The sequence below is a fragment of the Stutzerimonas tarimensis genome (genome assembly GCF_042648805.1).
In the GTDB taxonomy this organism is placed as follows: Bacteria; Pseudomonadota; Gammaproteobacteria; order Pseudomonadales; family Pseudomonadaceae; genus Azomonas; species Azomonas tarimensis.
Window position 1 is genome coordinate 69590 of record NZ_JBHRXZ010000018.1, and the last position, 15971, is coordinate 85560.

Here is a 15971-nt window from a genome sequence, read left to right on the forward strand (position 1 = left end):
AATCCCCTTACCCTGTTCGCTATGGGGCCTTCGCCGGCAGTGCTATAGTGCGCCGCCTGTTTGAACCCCTGCGCGTATCTTTCGCGATGTAGCTGACGTCTATGGCAGCAGGCCGTACGCAAGGAGACCTGATGAGTTCTGCCAGCGATTTCGCCGTCGAGCTGAAGGGCGTGACCTTCGAGCGTAGCGGGCGAAATATTTTCGACAATATCGACATTTCCATTCCGCGCGGCAAAGTGACCGCGATCATGGGGCCTTCGGGGTGCGGCAAGACGACTCTGTTGCGGTTGATCGCTGCCGAGTTGCGCCCGGCGCGCGGCGAGGTCTGGGTCAATCAGCGCAACCTGCCGACGCTGTCGCGCAGCGATCTGTTCGACATGCGCAAACAGATGGGCGTGCTGTTCCAGAGCGGAGCGTTGTTCACCGATCTCGACGTGTTCGAGAATGTTGCTTTTCCGCTGCGAGTGCATACCAGCCTGCCGGAAGAAATGATCCGCGACATCGTCCTGATGAAGCTGCAGGCGGTCGGCTTGCGCGGTGCCATCGAGCTGATGCCCGATGAGCTGTCCGGCGGCATGAAGCGGCGCGTGGCGCTGGCCCGGGCCATCGCCCTGGATCCGCAGATTCTGCTGTATGACGAGCCGTTCGCCGGACAGGACCCGATCGCCATGGGTGTGCTTGTGCGCCTGATCCGGCTGCTCAACGATGCACTGGGAATCACCAGTATCGTGGTCTCCCATGATCTGGCCGAAACCGCGACCATCGCCGATTACATCTATGTGGTCGGCGATGCCCAGGTGCTGGGGCAGGGCAGTCCGGCCGAGCTGAGGGAGTCGGAGAACCCGCGTATCCGCCAGTTCATGAAAGGCCTGGCCGACGGCCCGGTGCCGTTTCACTATCCCGCGCCGGAACTGCGTCGCGATCTGTTGGGAGACGTCTGATGCGCAAGAGATCTCCTGTCGAACGGCTGCGCCTGATGGGGCGTTCCGGGCTCGACGTGGTGCAGGCGCTCGGGCGCTCGACGATATTTCTCAGCCGTGCGCTGGCGGGACGGCGCAGCGCCGGCGGCGGGATGCACCTGCTGGTCCGGCAGCTGTACTCGGTGGGCGTGCTTTCGTTGCCGATCATCATTGTGGCCGGCCTGTTCATTGGCATGGTGCTGGCGCTGCAGGGCTACAACATCCTGGTCGGCTTCGGCTCGGAGGAGGCGGTCGGGCAGATGGTCGCGCTGACCCTGCTGCGTGAACTCGGGCCGGTTGTCACCGCGCTGTTGTTTGCAGGGCGCGCCGGTTCCGCGCTCACGGCCGAGATCGGCAACATGAAGTCCACCGAGCAGCTGTCGAGCCTGGAGATGATTGGCGTCGACCCGCTCAAGTACATCGTGGCGCCGCGGCTCTGGGCCGGCTTCATCTCGCTGCCGCTGCTGGCGGCGATCTTCACTGTGGTGGGGATCTGGGGCGGGGCCATGGTGGCGGTGGACTGGCTTGGCGTGTATGACGGCTCCTACTGGGGCAACATGCAGCGCGCCGTCAGCTTCGACATCGACGTGCTCAATGGCGTGATCAAGAGCCTGGCCTTCGCTTTTGTGGTGACCTGGATCGCGGTGTTCCAGGGCTACGACTGCGAGCCCACTTCAGAAGGCATCAGCCGTGCCACCACCCGTACCGTCGTCTACGCCTCGCTGGCCGTGCTCGGTCTCGACTTTGTTCTGACTGCCCTGATGTTTGGAGATATCTGATGAAAACCCGGTCCCTGGAAATCGGTGTCGGCCTGTTCATCCTGGCCGGCCTGCTGGCCCTGCTGCTGCTCGCGCTGCGAGTCAGCGGCCTCAATGTCGGCGCGGCGCAGGACACTTATCGCGTCTACGCCTATTTCGACAACGCAGCGGGACTCAGTGCCCGCGCCCGGGTGACCATGGCCGGGGTGACCATAGGCCGCGTGGTAGCGGTGGATCTGGACCACGAGAGCTTCATGGGGCGTGCCACCCTTGAACTCGATTCGCGCCTCGACTACCTGCCGGTGGATTCCACTGCCTCGATCCTGACGGCCGGCCTGCTGGGCGAGAAATACATCGGTCTGAGTGTGGGAGGCGACGATGAAGTGCTGCGAGATGGTGGGGTCATCCGGGACACACAGTCCTCGCTGGTACTCGAAGACCTGATCGGCAAGTTCCTGCTCAATGCCGTAAACCGACCTGAACAATGAGGATTGCGCCTATGTTGACTGCCCTGCGCCGCGGCCTGCTGGTATTGCTGGCCATGCTTCCCCTGCTCGCCCAAGCGGCCAGCGAACCCCATCAGGTGATCCAGCGCACCACTGATGAATTGCTGGCTGACCTTGAACAGAACCGCGATCGCTACCGCCAGGATCCGGGAGCCTTCTATACGTCACTGGAGCAGATTCTGGGGCCGGTGGTGGATGCCGAAGGCATTTCTCGCAGCATCATGACCGTCAAGTATTCGCGTGCGGCCAGCCCCGAGCAGATGGCGCGTTTCCAGGAAAACTTCAAGCGCAGCCTGATGCAGTTCTACGGTAACGCGCTGCTGGAGTACAACAATCAGGAAATCCGCGTGCTGCCGCCGAGTGGCCGTCAGGACGCAGAGCGCACCAGCGTGGGCATGGAAGTGGTCGGCAATGGCGTCGTCTATCCGGTGTCCTACACCATGGTCAACCAGAACGGTCAGTGGCTCGTGCGCAACGTGATCATCAATGGCATCAATGTCGGGCTGCTCTTTCGCGACCAGTTCGACAGCACCATGCGGCAGAATCGTGGCGACCTCGACGCGACCATCGATGGCTGGGCGCGGGTAGTGGCAGAGACCAGCGAAACCACCACTGGCCAGCAGACAACCGGTAATGAGTGAGGCCAGTGTCAGGCTCGGCGAGGCGGGCGAACTGCGCCTCGCCGGCGTGCTCGACTACCGCACTGGCCCGGCCCTGCGCGAGGCGGGACGAAAGCTGATCGCGTCGGCTGGCGCGAGTGGTTTGCGTATCGATTGCGGCGAGGTCGAAAAGTCCAGCAGTGTCGGAATTTCCCTGCTGTTGGCTTTCTTGCGCGACGTCGGGGAGCAGGACGGCGAGGCACGGATCGCCAACCTGCCGCAGGATATGCGGGAGATAGCCCGGGTCACGGGCCTTCTCGACCTGCTCCCGCTGGAAGGCTGAGCGGCAGGCTTCGCAGCCTGCCTCCTTTTTTGTATGATGCCGGGCGTCCGGTTGCCCATCGAGGATTGAACATGCAGGCCGCAGAAGTGAAGAACTTCCTGGAAGAAAAGATCCCGGAAGCCCGTTTCGAGGTGGAAGGTGAAGGCTGCAATTTCCAGCTGAACGTGATCAGCGACGAGCTGGCCGGCATGAGCCCGGTCAAGCGCCAGCAGCAGATCTACGCACACCTGAATCCATGGATTCTCGATGGCAGCATCCATGCCGTGACCATGAAATTCTTCAGTCAGGGTGAGTGGCCGCAGCCGGCCTGACCATCACCGACGCTTTCCCCACCGCGCCCCCGCCCTGGCGGGAGGCGCGGTTTTGACGCTTACCGCGCGCGCGGGCAACGGAACACTCATGGACAAACTGATGATAACCGGCGGCGCTCGCCTCGATGGCGAGATCCGCATTTCCGGTGCGAAGAACTCTGCCCTGCCGATCCTGGCCGCCACGCTGTTGGCGGACACCCCGGTCACGGTATGCAATCTTCCCCATCTGCACGACATCACCACCATGATCGAGCTGTTCGGCCGCATGGGCGTACAGCCGGTGATCGACGAAAAGCTCAGCGTGGAGGTGGACGCCAGCGCCATCAAGACCCTGGTGGCACCCTACGAGCTGGTCAAGACCATGCGTGCCTCGATCCTGGTGCTCGGTCCCATGGTGGCGCGCTTCGGTGAAGCCGAGGTGGCCTTGCCTGGTGGCTGCGCCATCGGCTCGCGACCGGTTGACCTGCATATCCGTGGCCTCGAGGCCATGGGCGCGCAGATCGAAGTGGAAGGCGGCTACATCAAGGCCAAGACGCCGCCCGGTGGGCTGCGCGGTGCGCATTTCTTCTTCGATACGGTAAGTGTCACCGGTACCGAAAACGTGATGATGGCCGCCGCCCTGGCCAATGGCCGCAGCGTGCTCGAAAACGCCGCCCGCGAGCCTGAGGTCATCGACCTGGCGAACTTCCTCAATGCCATGGGTGCCAAGGTGTCTGGCGCAGGTACCGCGACCATCACCATCGACGGCGTCAAGCGCCTCGGTGGTGGTCGTTACAACGTCATGCCCGACCGGATCGAGACCGGCACCTATCTGGTGGCCGCAGCTGCGACCGGAGGCCGGGTCAAGCTCAAGGACACCGATCCTTCGATTCTCGAGGCGGTCCTGCTCAAGCTCGAGGAGGCCGGTGCCCATATCAGTACCGGCCCGAACTGGATCGAGCTGAACATGAAGGGCAACCGGCCGAAAGCCGTCAATGTGCGAACCGCACCTTACCCTGCGTTTCCGACCGATATGCAGGCCCAGTTCATCTCCCTGAACGCGGTGGCCGAAGGCACCGGCACGGTGATCGAGACGGTGTTCGAGAACCGCTTCATGCACGTCTACGAGATGAACCGCATGGGTGCGCATATCCAGGTCGAAGGCAATACCGCCATCGTCACCGGAGTCGACCACCTCAAGGGCGCACCCGTGATGGCGACCGACCTGCGGGCCTCGGCGAGCCTGGTGATCGCCGGTCTCGTGGCTGAAGGCGATACGCTGATCGATCGCATCTACCACATCGACCGTGGTTACGAATGCATCGAGGAGAAGCTGCAGCTGCTCGGCGCCAAGATACGCCGGATCCCGGGCTGACCAGCCGGCCGCCCGGCCAGGGCGCAATGTCTAGACCAAGGAATATCGCAATGCTCACCATCGCCTTGTCGAAAGGCCGCATCCTCGATGACACCCTGCCGTTGCTGGCCGAGGCGGGCATCGTGCCGACCGAGAACCCGGACAAGAGTCGCAAGCTGATCATCCCCACCACGCAGGAAGACGTGCGCCTGCTGATCGTGCGGGCCACCGACGTGCCCACTTATGTGGAAAACGGAGCGGCGGACCTGGGCGTGGCGGGCAAGGACGTGCTGATGGAGTTCGCCGGGCAGGGTCTCTACGAGCCGCTCGACCTGCAGATAGCCCGTTGCAAGCTGATGACCGCCGGCAAGGTGGGAGCTGCCTCCCCCAGGGGACGATTGCGGGTCGCCACCAAGTTCGTCAATGTCGCCAAGCGCTACTATGCCGAGCAGGGGCGCCAGGTCGACATCATCAAGCTTTACGGCTCGATGGAGCTGGCGCCACTGGTGGGCCTGGCCGACAAGATCATCGACGTGGTCGACACTGGCAACACCCTGCGCGCCAACGGCCTGGAACCCCAGGAGCTGATTGCCCACATCAGCTCCCGACTGGTGGTGAACAAGGCCTCCATGAAGATGCAGCATGCCCGCATCCAGGCGCTGATCGACACCCTTGGCCGCGCCGTCGAGTCCCGCCAGCACCCTTGACATCCCTGCGGCCAGCGCGCCGCAGGGCCTATCCATGTCATAGCGAAAATCTCGGGTGGCGACAGGGTAGGCTTGATAGAGTGGCTACCCGAGTCCATTGCCATTACACGAGGCTCTGCCATGACCACGCCCTTCGCCATTCGCCGACTCCACGCTGCCGACCCGGATTTCGCACGCCATCTGGATCATCTGCTGAGCTGGGAAAGCGTGTCCGACGACGCGGTGAACGGCCGGGTGCTGGAAATCATCAAGGCCGTGCGTGAGCGAGGCGATGAGGCGCTGGTGGAATTTACCCAGCGCTTCGATGGTGTGCAGGCCACGACCATGGCAGAGCTCATCCTGCCGCGAGAGCGCCTGGAGCTCGCCCTGACCCGGATTTCCAGCGAGCAGCGCGAGGCATTGGAAAAGGCTGCCGAGCGCGTGCGGATCTATCACGAGCGGCAAAAGCAGGACTCCTGGACCTACACCGAGGCAGACGGCACCGTGCTCGGCCAGCAGGTCACCCCGCTGGACCGCGCCGGGCTCTATGTGCCAGGCGGCAAGGCGGCTTATCCATCCTCGGTCTTGATGAATGCCATCCCAGCCAAGGTGGCCGGTGTGCCCGAAGTAGTGATGGTGGTGCCGACGCCCAAGGGCGAGCTCAACGAGCTGGTCCTCGCCGCCGCCTGTGTCGCCGGGGTGGATCGCGTGTTCACCATCGGCGGGGCGCAGGCGGTAGCAGCCCTGGCCTATGGTACTGAAAGCGTACCGCCGGTGGACAAGATCGTCGGCCCAGGCAACATCTATGTGGCGACTGCCAAGCGCCATGTGTTTGGCCAGGTGGGTATCGACATGATCGCCGGGCCGTCCGAAATCCTCGTGGTGTGCGATGGCGGGACCGATCCGGACTGGATAGCCATGGACCTGTTCTCCCAGGCCGAGCACGACGAAGATGCCCAGTCGATCCTGGTCAGCCCGGATGCCGCCTTCCTTGATCGCGTGGCCGAGAGCATTGAGCGCTTGCTGCCGACCATGGAACGTGCCGAGATCATCCGCACCTCCCTGCAGGCGCGCGGTGCTCTGATCCTGGTGGAGGACATGACGCAGGCCATGGCGGTGGCCAATCGCATCGCCCCGGAACACCTCGAACTGTCAGTCGCCGAGCCCGAGCGCTGGTTACCCGCGATCCGCCACGCCGGCGCGATCTTCATGGGGCGCTACACCGCCGAAGCCTTGGGTGACTACTGCGCCGGTCCTAACCACGTGCTGCCCACCTCCGGCACTGCGCGTTTCTCGTCGCCGCTCGGGGTGTACGACTTCCAGAAGCGCTCCTCGATCATTCACTGCTCGGCCGAGGGCGCCTCGGGGCTGGGCAAGGTGGCTTCGGTGTTGAGTCGCGGCGAATCGCTGACCGCCCACGCGCGCAGCGCCGAATACCGTATTAAGGCGTAAAAGCCGATAAAAGGCGCTGGAGGCTGAAGGCTGGAGGAGAAAGCGACGCAGGATCGCCTTTTCGTTCAGCCTTCAGCCTCCGGTGATCTACAGCCGATTCGCCTTCAGGCTACCGCGAGCGCCCGACAGGCATGTGTCGAAGATCCGAGGTTTTTCCATGAGTCGTTTTTGGAGCCCTTTCGTCAAGGACCTGGTGCCCTATGTGCCGGGCGAGCAGCCGAAGCTGACCCGCCTGGTCAAGTTGAACACCAACGAGAATCCCTACGGTCCTTCCCCCAAGGCCCTCGCCGCGATGCAGGCGGAGCTCAACGACAATCTGCGGTTGTATCCCGACCCCAACGGCGAGCGGCTCAAGCAGGCGGTTGCCGATTACTACGGGGTCAACGTCGCTCAGGTATTCGTGGGCAACGGCTCGGACGAGGTGCTGGCACATGCTTTCCACGGCCTGTTCCAGCACGGACGGCCGCTGCTGTTTCCGGACATCACCTACAGCTTCTACCCGGTCTATTGCGGACTCTATGGCATCGAGCCAGATATCGTGCCGTTGGATGAAACGTTCCAGATCCGTCCCGAAGACTACCGGCGGCCCAATGGCGGCATCATCTTTCCCAATCCCAACGCGCCGACTGGCTGCCTGCTGCCGCTGGAGTTGATCGAGCAGATCCTCCAGGCCAATCCCGACTCGGTGGTGCTGGTGGATGAGGCCTATGTGGATTTCGGCGGCGATACCGCCATCGCGCTGGTCGACCGCTACCCGAACCTGCTGGTCACCCAGACCCTGTCCAAGTCGCGTTCGCTGGCCGGGTTGCGGGTGGGCATCGCGGTCGGCCATCCCGATCTGATCGAGGCGCTGGAGCGGATCAAGAACAGCTTCAACTCCTACCCGCTGGATCGCGTGGCCATCGCTGGAGCCGCTGCTGCCTTCGAGGATCGCGAGTATTTCGCCGGGACCTGTCAGGCCGTGATTGACAGCCGCCGCCAACTGGTCTCCGAACTCGACGCCCTGGGCTTTACCACTCTGCCATCGACGGCCAACTTCATCTTTACCCGCCATCCGGGCCATGATGCCGCTCGGCTCGTTGCCGCATTGCGCGAGCAGGGCGTGATTGTCAGGCACTTCAAACTGCCGCGTATCGAGCAGTTCCTGCGCATCACCATCGGCACGCCGGAGCAGAATGCGGCGCTGGTGGCCGCACTCGGGGCGTTGGTTTGATCCGCTTCACTGGGGGCGATCTGCCGCCCCTAGCGTTCTTCCTTGAGGATCTGCGGGCGCATGCCGACTTCCGCCTTGAGCGTCAGCGGCTTGTTGTTGCGCATGATGCGAATGTCGATGATGTCGCCTGGCCGCGCCCGCGCCACCTGGTTCATCGAGGAGCGGCCGTCGCTGGCCTCGGCGCCGTCGATGCTCAGAATCACGTCCCCCGGCTGGAGCCCGGCGCGCGCTGCGGGCCCGTCAGCATAGGCCCCGGCGACCACGATACCCTGGCGGCCCTGCAGACCGTACGACTCGGCGAGCTCGGAGGTCAATGATTGCACTTCCACGCCGAGCCAGCCGCGGATCACCTGGCCATGCTCGATGATCGATTGCATGACCTCCAGGGCCAACTTGACCGGTATCGCGAAGCCGATGCCCTGCGAGCCACCGGACTCGGAGATGATCGCGGTATTGATACCGATCAGGTTGCCGCTGGCATCTACCAGCGCGCCCCCCGAATTGCCCCGGTTGATCGCTGCATCGGTCTGGATGAAGTCTTCGTAGGTATTGAGGCCGAGCTGATTGCGCCCGGTGGCGCTGATGATACCCATGGTCACCGTCTGACCGACGCCGAACGGGTTGCCGATGGCCAGCGCCACGTCGCCGGTACGGATGTCGTCCGAACGCCCGATGGTGATGGCCGGGAGCTCCTGCAGGTCGACCTGCAGCACCGCGAGGTCGGTTTCAGGATCGCTGCCGATGACCCGCGCCAGGGTTTCCCGGCCATCACGCAACGCCACCACAATCTGATCGGCGTTGGCGGTGACGTGGTTGTTGGTCAGCAGGTAGCCGTCCGGGCTCATGATCACCGCCGAGCCTAGGCTCGACTCGATGCGCCGTTGCCGCGGCGGATTGTCGGCGAAGAAGCGCTGGAAGGTGGGATCATTCTCCAGGTTCGGCCCGGCCGGGTTCGGTACCATCTTGGCCGTATAGAGGTTGGCGACCGCGGGCGCCGCGCTGCTGACAGCCTGGGCATAAGAGTAGGGCTGCGCCTGCTGCAGGCCGAGCGGCGGCGCCTGCTGCAGGCGATAGGCTGGCTGCTGTCCGAGACCCACCCAGTGGGGATAGCGCTGGATGATCAACAGGGCCACCAGGAGACCGGCCACCAGTGGCCAGCCGAAATAGCGCAGGGCGTTCACCATCGACTTCTTCATCCAGACAAGGTTGCGGGCGCGCCAGGCACCCCTTAACGTGGCGGGCATTATACGAGTTGCGTGACGGTTGCGAGGGGCATCCTTGCGCGCGCGCTTTTCCGGAGATGTCCATGCCCATCGCCCTGACCGAACTGGTCGCCGAGACCGATCGTTACCTCAATGCCTCGAAAATTGCCGACTACTGTCCCAACGGGCTGCAGGTCGAGGGGAGGGTGCAGGTGCGGCGCATCGTCAGCGGCGTCACTGCCAGCCAGGCGTTGCTCGACGCCGCCGTCGAACAGGGTGCCGATGTGGTGTTGGTCCACCACGGCTACTTCTGGAAGAACGAAGATCCGCGCGTGGTGGGCATGAAAGGGCGTCGTCTGAAGACCCTGCTGGTCCATGACATCAGCCTGTTGGCTTATCACCTGCCGCTGGACGTGCACCCCGAGGTCGGAAACAACGTTCAGCTGGCGCAATTGCTGGGACTGCAGGTCGATGGCTTGCTGGAGCCGGACGATCCGAAGTCGGTGGGTCTGGTGGGAAGCCTGCCGGCCAACATGATGCCCGCTGAGTTTGCCGAGCACCTCCAGCGGACACTGGGCCGCCAGCCGCTGACGATCGAGGGTGATCGCCCGATCCGTCGGGTCGCCTGGTGCACGGGCGGAGCCCAGGGCTACATCGAAAAGGCCGTGGCCATTGGCGCAGACGCCTACCTGACGGGCGAAGCCTCGGAACCCACCGTCCATGTCGCCCGGGAAACAGGTCTGAGCTTCTATGCCGCCGGCCATCACGCCACCGAACGCTACGGCGTCCACGCGTTGGGCGAGTGGATGGCCGAGCGGTTCGGAATCGAGCATCGATTCGTTGATATTGATAATCCGGTTTGATCGGGGAGTCGGGGAGCTGGAAGCCGGCGCCGGCAGGGTTTTCTGGGTGGGGCTTTCGCAGGAGGGGCCTTGACTCGGCGTTCCTGAATTTTTACTTCAGGCTTCAGGCATTCATATATCTATTCCGTTTACGTCTAAGCGCTCCCCCTGCTTAGAACCCGGCGCCATGGTAAAGTGTGCGTAATCTCGGCCTGCCGGCCGTCATCTGCCATTCGTGAGTAGCCCATGGTCGACAAACTGACGCATTTGAAGGAACTGGAGGCGGAAAGCATCCACATCATTCGTGAGGTGGCCGCCGAGTTCGACAATCCCGTGATGCTCTATTCCATCGGCAAGGATTCCGCTGTGATGCTGCATCTGGCGCGCAAGGCCTTCTTTCCAGGCAAGCTGCCGTTTCCGGTGCTCCACGTCGACACCCGCTGGAAGTTCCAGGAGATGTACCGCTTCCGCGAGAAGATGGTCAGCGAGATGGGGCTCGACCTGCTCACCCACATCAACCCCGACGGGGTCGCCCAAGACATGAATCCCTTCACCTACGGCAGTGCCAAGCACACCGACGTGATGAAGACCGAGGGGCTCAAGCAGGCGCTGGACAAGTACGGCTTCGACGCTGCCTTCGGCGGGGCCCGCCGTGACGAAGAGAAGTCCCGTGCCAAGGAGCGCGTCTACTCGTTCCGTGACAACAAGCACCGCTGGGACCCGAAGAACCAGCGTCCCGAGCTGTGGAACGTTTACAACGGCAAGGTGAAAAAGGGCGAGTCGATTCGCGTGTTCCCGCTGTCGAACTGGACCGAGCTGGACATCTGGCAATACATCTACCTGGAACAGATCCCGATCGTGCCGCTGTACTTCGCCGCCGAGCGCGAGGTCATCGAGAAGAACGGCACCCTGATCATGATCGACGACGAGCGCATCCTCGAGCACCTGACCGACGAGGAAAAGGCACGGATCACCAAGAAGATGGTCCGCTTCCGCACCCTCGGCTGCTACCCCCTGACCGGCGCGGTCGAGTCCGATGCCGCGACCTTGCCTGACATCATCCAGGAAATGCTGCTGACCAAGACGTCGGAGCGGCAGGGGCGGGTGATCGACCATGATCAGGCCGGCTCGATGGAAGAAAAGAAACGCCAGGGTTATTTCTGAGGATCACGCACAATGTCTCACCAGTCCGATCTGATCAGCGAGGACATCCTCGCCTACCTGGCCCAGCACGAGCGCAAGGAGCTGCTTCGCTTCCTGACCTGCGGCAACGTCGACGACGGCAAGAGCACCCTGATCGGCCGTCTGCTGCACGACTCCAAGATGATCTACGAGGATCACCTGGAAGCCATCACCCGCGACTCGAAGAAGGTCGGCACCACGGGTGAGGAGGTCGACCTGGCACTGCTGGTCGACGGGCTGCAGGCCGAGCGGGAGCAGGGCATCACCATCGATGTCGCCTACCGTTATTTCTCCACGGCCAAGCGCAAGTTCATCATCGCCGACACCCCCGGTCATGAGCAGTACACCCGCAACATGGCCACCGGTGCGTCCACTTGCGACCTGGCGATCATCCTTATCGACGCCCGCTACGGCGTGCAGACCCAGACCCGGCGGCACAGCTATATCGCGTCCCTGCTGGGCATCAAACATATCGTCGTCGCGATCAACAAGATGGACCTGATGGATTTCGATCAGGCCGTATTCGAAAAGATCAAGACCGACTACCTGGCGTTCGCCGACCGCATCGGCATGAAGCCGACCAGCCTGCACTTCGTGCCCATGTCTGCGCTCAAGGGCGACAACGTGGTCAACAAGAGCGAGCGAGCGCCCTGGTATGAAGGCCAGTCGCTGATGGAAATCCTCGAAACCGTCGAGGTCGCCGGTGATCGCAACTTCACCGACATGCGTTTCCCGGTGCAGTACGTCAATCGTCCGAACCTGAACTTCCGCGGCTTCGCCGGAACCCTGGCCAGCGGCATCGTGCACAAGGGTGACGAGGTCACCGTACTGCCGTCGGGCAAGAGCAGCAAGGTCAAGTCCATCGTCACCTTCGAAGGCGAGCTGGAGCAGGCCCAGCCCGGTCAGGCCGTTACCCTGACGCTGGAAGACGAGATCGACGTCTCCCGTGGCGACATGCTGGTGCATTCGGACAACCGTCCGCGGGTCACCGACAGCTTCGAGGCGATGCTCGTGTGGATGGCCGAGGAGCCGATGCTGCCGGGCAAGAAATACGACATCAAGCGCGCCACCAGCTATGTGCCGGGGTCGATCCCGAGCGTCGTCCACCGGGTCGACGTGAACACCCTGGAACAGGGCGCAGCCAGCGAGCTGAAGCTGAACGAGATCGCCAGGGTCAAGGTCGCGCTGGATGCGCCCATCGCCCTGGACGGCTACGAGTACAACCGCACCACCGGCGCCTTCATCGTCGTCGACCGCCTCACCAACGGCACCGTCGGCGCCGGCATGATCATCGCCGAGCCGCTGACCGGACAGAATGTCGACGGCCAGCACGGTGCCCTGGCCCACGTCACGCCCGAGGAGCGTGCCGGTCGCTTCGGCCAGCAGCCGGTCACGGTGCTCTTCAGCGGCCTGTCGGGTGCGGGCAAGAGCACCCTGGCCTATGCCGTGGAGCGCAAGCTGTTCGACGCCGGACGGGCCGTGTTCGTCCTCGACGGCCAGAACCTGCGCCATGACCTGAACAAGGGGCTGCCGCTGGATCGCGCTGGCCGTGCCGAGAACTGGCGCCGTGCCGCCCAGGTGGCGCGCCAGTTCAACGAGGCCGGGCTGCTTACCCTGGCCGCCTTTGTCGCCCCGGACGCCGAGGGGCGCGAACAGGCCAAGGTCTCCATCGGTGCCGAGCGGCTGATCACCGTGCACGTCCACGCCAGTGTGGAAAGCTGCCGCGCCAGGGACCCGCAGGGCCTGTATGCGGCCGGAGGCGACAACATCCCGGGCGAGTCCTTTGCCTACGATGCGCCGGGCGACGCGGATCTGGTGATCGACACCGATGCGCTGTCGGTGGAAGAGGGCGTCAAGCAGGTGCTCGCACTGTTGCGCGAGCGCAGCCTGATCTGATCAGCGAGGCAGGCCCGTCCCGCGAGGGCAGTGTTCTGACTGCCCCGGGACCGGTTGGCCGCGCGGCCCTTGCCCATGCGGCTGCCCCTGACTCTCTGCTTTGGTTACAGTACCGGGCTAGTCACAGCTACCCGGATGACCCGTGCCTGAAACTCCCCCTGCCAAGCCGGTAAAGAAGACCCGCACGCCGAGCGCCGCCTCGCTGCGCCGACGGGCGAAACTGACGGAAACCAAGCGCGCCCAGATCCTCGAGGCGGCGCTCGCCATGTTTTCCCGCTATGGCCTGCATGGCACCAGCCTCGATCAGGTGGCCAGCCGCGCGGACGTCTCCAAGACCAATCTGCTGTACTACTTTTCCAGCAAGGAAGAGCTCTATCTGGGTGTCCTGCGCCAGTTGCTCGATGTCTGGCTGTTGCCCCTCAAGGGATTTTCCGAGGAGCAGGACCCGGTCCAGGCAATTGGCGACTACCTGAGGGTCAAGCTGGAGTTGTCACGCGATCATCCGGACGAGTCACGGTTGTTCTGCATGGAGGTCATGCAGGGGGCACCGGTGTTGCTCACCGAACTGCAGCAGCCACTTCACGATCTGGTGGAAACCAAGGTGGCGGTGATCAACGCCTGGATAGCCGCTGGCAAGCTGGCGCCGATCGAGCCCCATCATCTGATCTTCTCGCTGTGGGCGACTACCCAGCACTACGCCGATTTCCGTGTTCAGGTGGAAGCCGTGGCGGGGCGGACGCTGGAGGATCCGGCCTTCTTTAGCGAGACCCTGGAAAACCTCCAGCGATTGTTTCTCGATGGCCTGCGGCCCAGGGCCGAGCCGGGTGCATCGCCGTCTTGACCCTCGCGCAGCCTTCTGGCCGAGAGGGTCGAGGCGGCTGTCCGGCCGGCGTCAGGCGACAGGCTTGGCCGCCAGTGCCGGGGTACTGCGGGTAAGGCCCGAGCAGGCATAATACAGGGCGCCGCCGAGTAGCGAGCCGGTGAACCAGCCGTAGCTGTAGAACCAGCTCAGCCAGCCGGTGGTCAGCGCGATGAGGGTCAGTGTCACCGGCACGCCGAAGGCAATGAAGCCGGCCCAGTTCACCGCCGGGTAGCTGCCGCCGTCGCGATACAGGTCGGGCAGCTCCAGCCGCTGCCGGCGGACCAGGAAGTAGTCCACCACCATGATCCCGGCAATCGGGCCGAGCAGGCTGGAGTAGCCCAGCAGCCAGTTGGAGTAGACGCTTTCCAGGCTCACGTCGGAAACGATCAAGCCAGCCTTCTTGAGGAGCTCATGGCTCATCAGCCCCAGCCCGATCAGGCCGGTGAGCAACACGGCCTTGGTCCGACCGATCAGTTTGGGGGCAATGTTCTGGAAGTCGTTGGTGGGTGAGACGATGTTCGCCGCGGTATTGGTCGATAGCGTTGCGATCACGATCAGCACCATCGCCACGCCGACCCAGAAGGGACTGTCGATGCGGCCGATCAGGGTTACCGGGTCGGAGATGGTTTCACCGACCAGCGAGGCGGACGCAGCCGTCATCACCACACCCAGGGAGGCGAACAGGAACATGGTCAGGGGAAGGCCAACGACCTGGCCAATGATCTGATCCTTTTGCGAGCGGGCATAGCGGCTGAAATCAGGGATGTTAAGCGAAAGCGTGGCCCAGAAGCCCACCATGGCGGTCAGGCCAGCCATGAAATAGGGCGCTACGCCGTCGCCTTCGGGGCGGTTGGCCGGCTGCGCCAGCAACTCGCCAACCGACATGTGCGGCATGGCCCAGGCCAGCAGGCCGATCGCGACCGCCAACAGCAGCGGGGCGGCGAGCGTCTCCAGCCACTTGATCGACTCGGCCCCACGCAGCACCACCCAGAGGTTGAGGGCCCAGAAGATCATGAAACCCAGCACTTCCCCCAGGCCGCCCAGGGCCCGCCAGCCTTCGAAAAGGGTACCCAGCAGTAGGGATATCGCCAGCCCGCCGAACAGCGTCTGGATGCCGAACCAGCCGCAGGCGACCACCGCCCGGATGAGGCAGGGCACATTGGAGCCGAGGATGCCGAACGAGGAACGCAGCACCACTGGAAAGGGGATGCCGTACTTGGTGCCGGGAAAGGCGTTCAGCGTCAGCGGGATCAGTACGATGACGTTGGCCAGCAGGATGGTGAGCAACGCCTCACCCACGGACAGGCCGAAGTAGGCAGTCAGCACTCCGCCAAGAGTGTAGGTCGGCACGCAGATCGCCATGCCGACCCAGAGCGCCGCGATGTGCAGGCTGCGCCAGGTCCGTTCGGCCGTACGGGTAGGGGCGATGTCGGTGTTGTAGCGCGGGCTGTCCAGGACTTCCGGTCCGGCATCCAGCTCATACAGGCCGTCGCGGTTGATTACCTGGGATCTCGTCTGTTGCATGCGGCTCTCCGAGCGGTCGGCTTTGGGCGCCCGGAGCGAACGCCGGGCAGGACAGCGCGAGAAGGAGTCAATAAGCGTGCCGAAAATGGCTTGAACTAGACCGATTGGTTTGTTCTAGCAAGCAACTTGCTGAAATAAAAGGAGAAATATTTCAGTGGCGGTCCTCCTGGAAGGGCGCAGGCGCCGCCCGGACGAGGCGCAGTCGGTGCGTTGTCCGGTCGCTCAGAATCATGCTGGTGCGTGAAGCGGCAGGCAGGAAGCGCCCAATTCAGCCCGCGCCATGGCGCAACGCTTTGATTCGCC

The 15971-nt window shown here is 63.5% G+C and carries 16 protein-coding genes; 14 read left to right on the forward strand and 2 right to left on the reverse strand.

What is annotated here, in order from left to right:
* Window positions 1–131: 131 nt before the first annotated feature.
* The 10 genes from ACFOMF_RS08740 to hisC all read left to right on the forward strand — a co-directional run bounded on the left by ACFOMF_RS08740 (window position 132) and on the right by hisC (window position 8160).
* Complete coding sequence (locus ACFOMF_RS08740; RefSeq protein WP_386363793.1) at window positions 132–941, forward strand: ATP-binding cassette domain-containing protein; 810 nt, start codon at window positions 132–134, stop codon at window positions 939–941.
* Window positions 941–1738, forward strand: coding sequence for a lipid asymmetry maintenance ABC transporter permease subunit MlaE (gene mlaE / locus ACFOMF_RS08745; RefSeq protein ID WP_386363796.1), 798 nt, complete (start codon window positions 941–943; stop codon window positions 1736–1738). The genes ACFOMF_RS08740 and mlaE overlap by 1 nt, the downstream gene beginning before the upstream one ends.
* Window positions 1738–2205 (forward strand): outer membrane lipid asymmetry maintenance protein MlaD, encoded by a 468-nt coding sequence (mlaD, locus tag ACFOMF_RS08750; protein WP_386363800.1) that lies wholly within the window; start codon window positions 1738–1740, stop codon window positions 2203–2205. Before mlaE ends, mlaD begins: the two co-directional genes overlap by 1 nt.
* Window positions 2206–2216: 11 nt before the next feature.
* Window positions 2217–2864, forward strand: a complete 648-nt coding sequence (locus ACFOMF_RS08755; protein WP_386363804.1) for an MlaC/ttg2D family ABC transporter substrate-binding protein — start codon at window positions 2217–2219, stop codon at window positions 2862–2864.
* Window positions 2857–3165, forward strand: a complete 309-nt coding sequence (locus ACFOMF_RS08760; protein WP_386363806.1) for an STAS domain-containing protein — start codon at window positions 2857–2859, stop codon at window positions 3163–3165. The genes ACFOMF_RS08755 and ACFOMF_RS08760 overlap by 8 nt, the downstream gene beginning before the upstream one ends.
* 71 nt (window positions 3166–3236) lie before the next feature.
* Complete coding sequence (locus ACFOMF_RS08765; protein ID WP_386363809.1) at window positions 3237–3476, forward strand: BolA family protein; 240 nt, start codon at window positions 3237–3239, stop codon at window positions 3474–3476.
* 88 nt (window positions 3477–3564) lie between these two features.
* Window positions 3565–4830: a UDP-N-acetylglucosamine 1-carboxyvinyltransferase gene (gene murA / locus ACFOMF_RS08770; RefSeq protein ID WP_386363812.1), complete on the forward strand. Its 1266-nt coding sequence runs from the start codon at window positions 3565–3567 to the stop codon at window positions 4828–4830.
* A gap of 50 nt (window positions 4831–4880) precedes the next feature.
* Window positions 4881–5516 (forward strand): ATP phosphoribosyltransferase, encoded by a 636-nt coding sequence (hisG, locus tag ACFOMF_RS08775; RefSeq protein ID WP_386363815.1) that lies wholly within the window; start codon window positions 4881–4883, stop codon window positions 5514–5516.
* A gap of 120 nt (window positions 5517–5636) precedes the next feature.
* A complete protein-coding gene (gene hisD, locus ACFOMF_RS08780) occupies window positions 5637–6947 on the forward strand; it encodes a histidinol dehydrogenase (RefSeq protein ID WP_386363818.1) in 1311 nt (436 codons plus the stop codon).
* Window positions 6948–7104: 157 nt separating this feature from the next.
* Entirely contained in the window at window positions 7105–8160 is a 1056-nt protein-coding gene (gene hisC, locus ACFOMF_RS08785; RefSeq protein ID WP_386363821.1) for a histidinol-phosphate transaminase, read from the forward strand.
* A 29-nt stretch (window positions 8161–8189) separates the two neighbouring features.
* Here the strand turns inward: hisC and algW are convergent, their stop codons facing one another.
* On the reverse strand, window positions 8190–9344 hold the full coding sequence (gene algW / locus ACFOMF_RS08790) for a Do family serine endopeptidase AlgW (RefSeq protein ID WP_386363989.1): 1155 nt from the start codon (window positions 9342–9344) through the stop codon (window positions 8190–8192).
* A 122-nt stretch (window positions 9345–9466) separates the two neighbouring features.
* On the opposite strand from algW, the gene ACFOMF_RS08795 reads away from it, so the two are divergent.
* The 4 genes from ACFOMF_RS08795 to rutR all read left to right on the forward strand — a co-directional run bounded on the left by ACFOMF_RS08795 (window position 9467) and on the right by rutR (window position 14123).
* On the forward strand, window positions 9467–10225 hold the full coding sequence (locus ACFOMF_RS08795) for a Nif3-like dinuclear metal center hexameric protein (protein WP_386363824.1): 759 nt from the start codon (window positions 9467–9469) through the stop codon (window positions 10223–10225).
* Window positions 10226–10450: 225 nt separating this feature from the next.
* Window positions 10451–11368, forward strand: a complete 918-nt coding sequence (gene cysD / locus ACFOMF_RS08800) for a sulfate adenylyltransferase subunit CysD (RefSeq protein ID WP_386363827.1) — start codon at window positions 10451–10453, stop codon at window positions 11366–11368.
* Between the two features lie 12 nt (window positions 11369–11380).
* A complete protein-coding gene (gene cysN, locus ACFOMF_RS08805) occupies window positions 11381–13282 on the forward strand; it encodes a sulfate adenylyltransferase subunit CysN (protein WP_386363830.1) in 1902 nt (633 codons plus the stop codon).
* A 142-nt stretch (window positions 13283–13424) separates the two neighbouring features.
* The gene (gene rutR / locus ACFOMF_RS08810) at window positions 13425–14123 is read left to right on the forward strand and encodes an HTH-type transcriptional regulator RutR (protein WP_386363833.1); all 699 of its coding nucleotides are present in this window, start codon (window positions 13425–13427) and stop codon (window positions 14121–14123) included.
* A 51-nt stretch (window positions 14124–14174) separates the two neighbouring features.
* On the opposite strand, the gene ACFOMF_RS08815 is transcribed toward rutR, so the two are convergent.
* Window positions 14175–15668, reverse strand: coding sequence for an NCS1 family nucleobase:cation symporter-1 (locus ACFOMF_RS08815; RefSeq protein ID WP_386363836.1), 1494 nt, complete (start codon window positions 15666–15668; stop codon window positions 14175–14177).
* Between the last annotated feature and the right edge of the window lie 303 nt (window positions 15669–15971).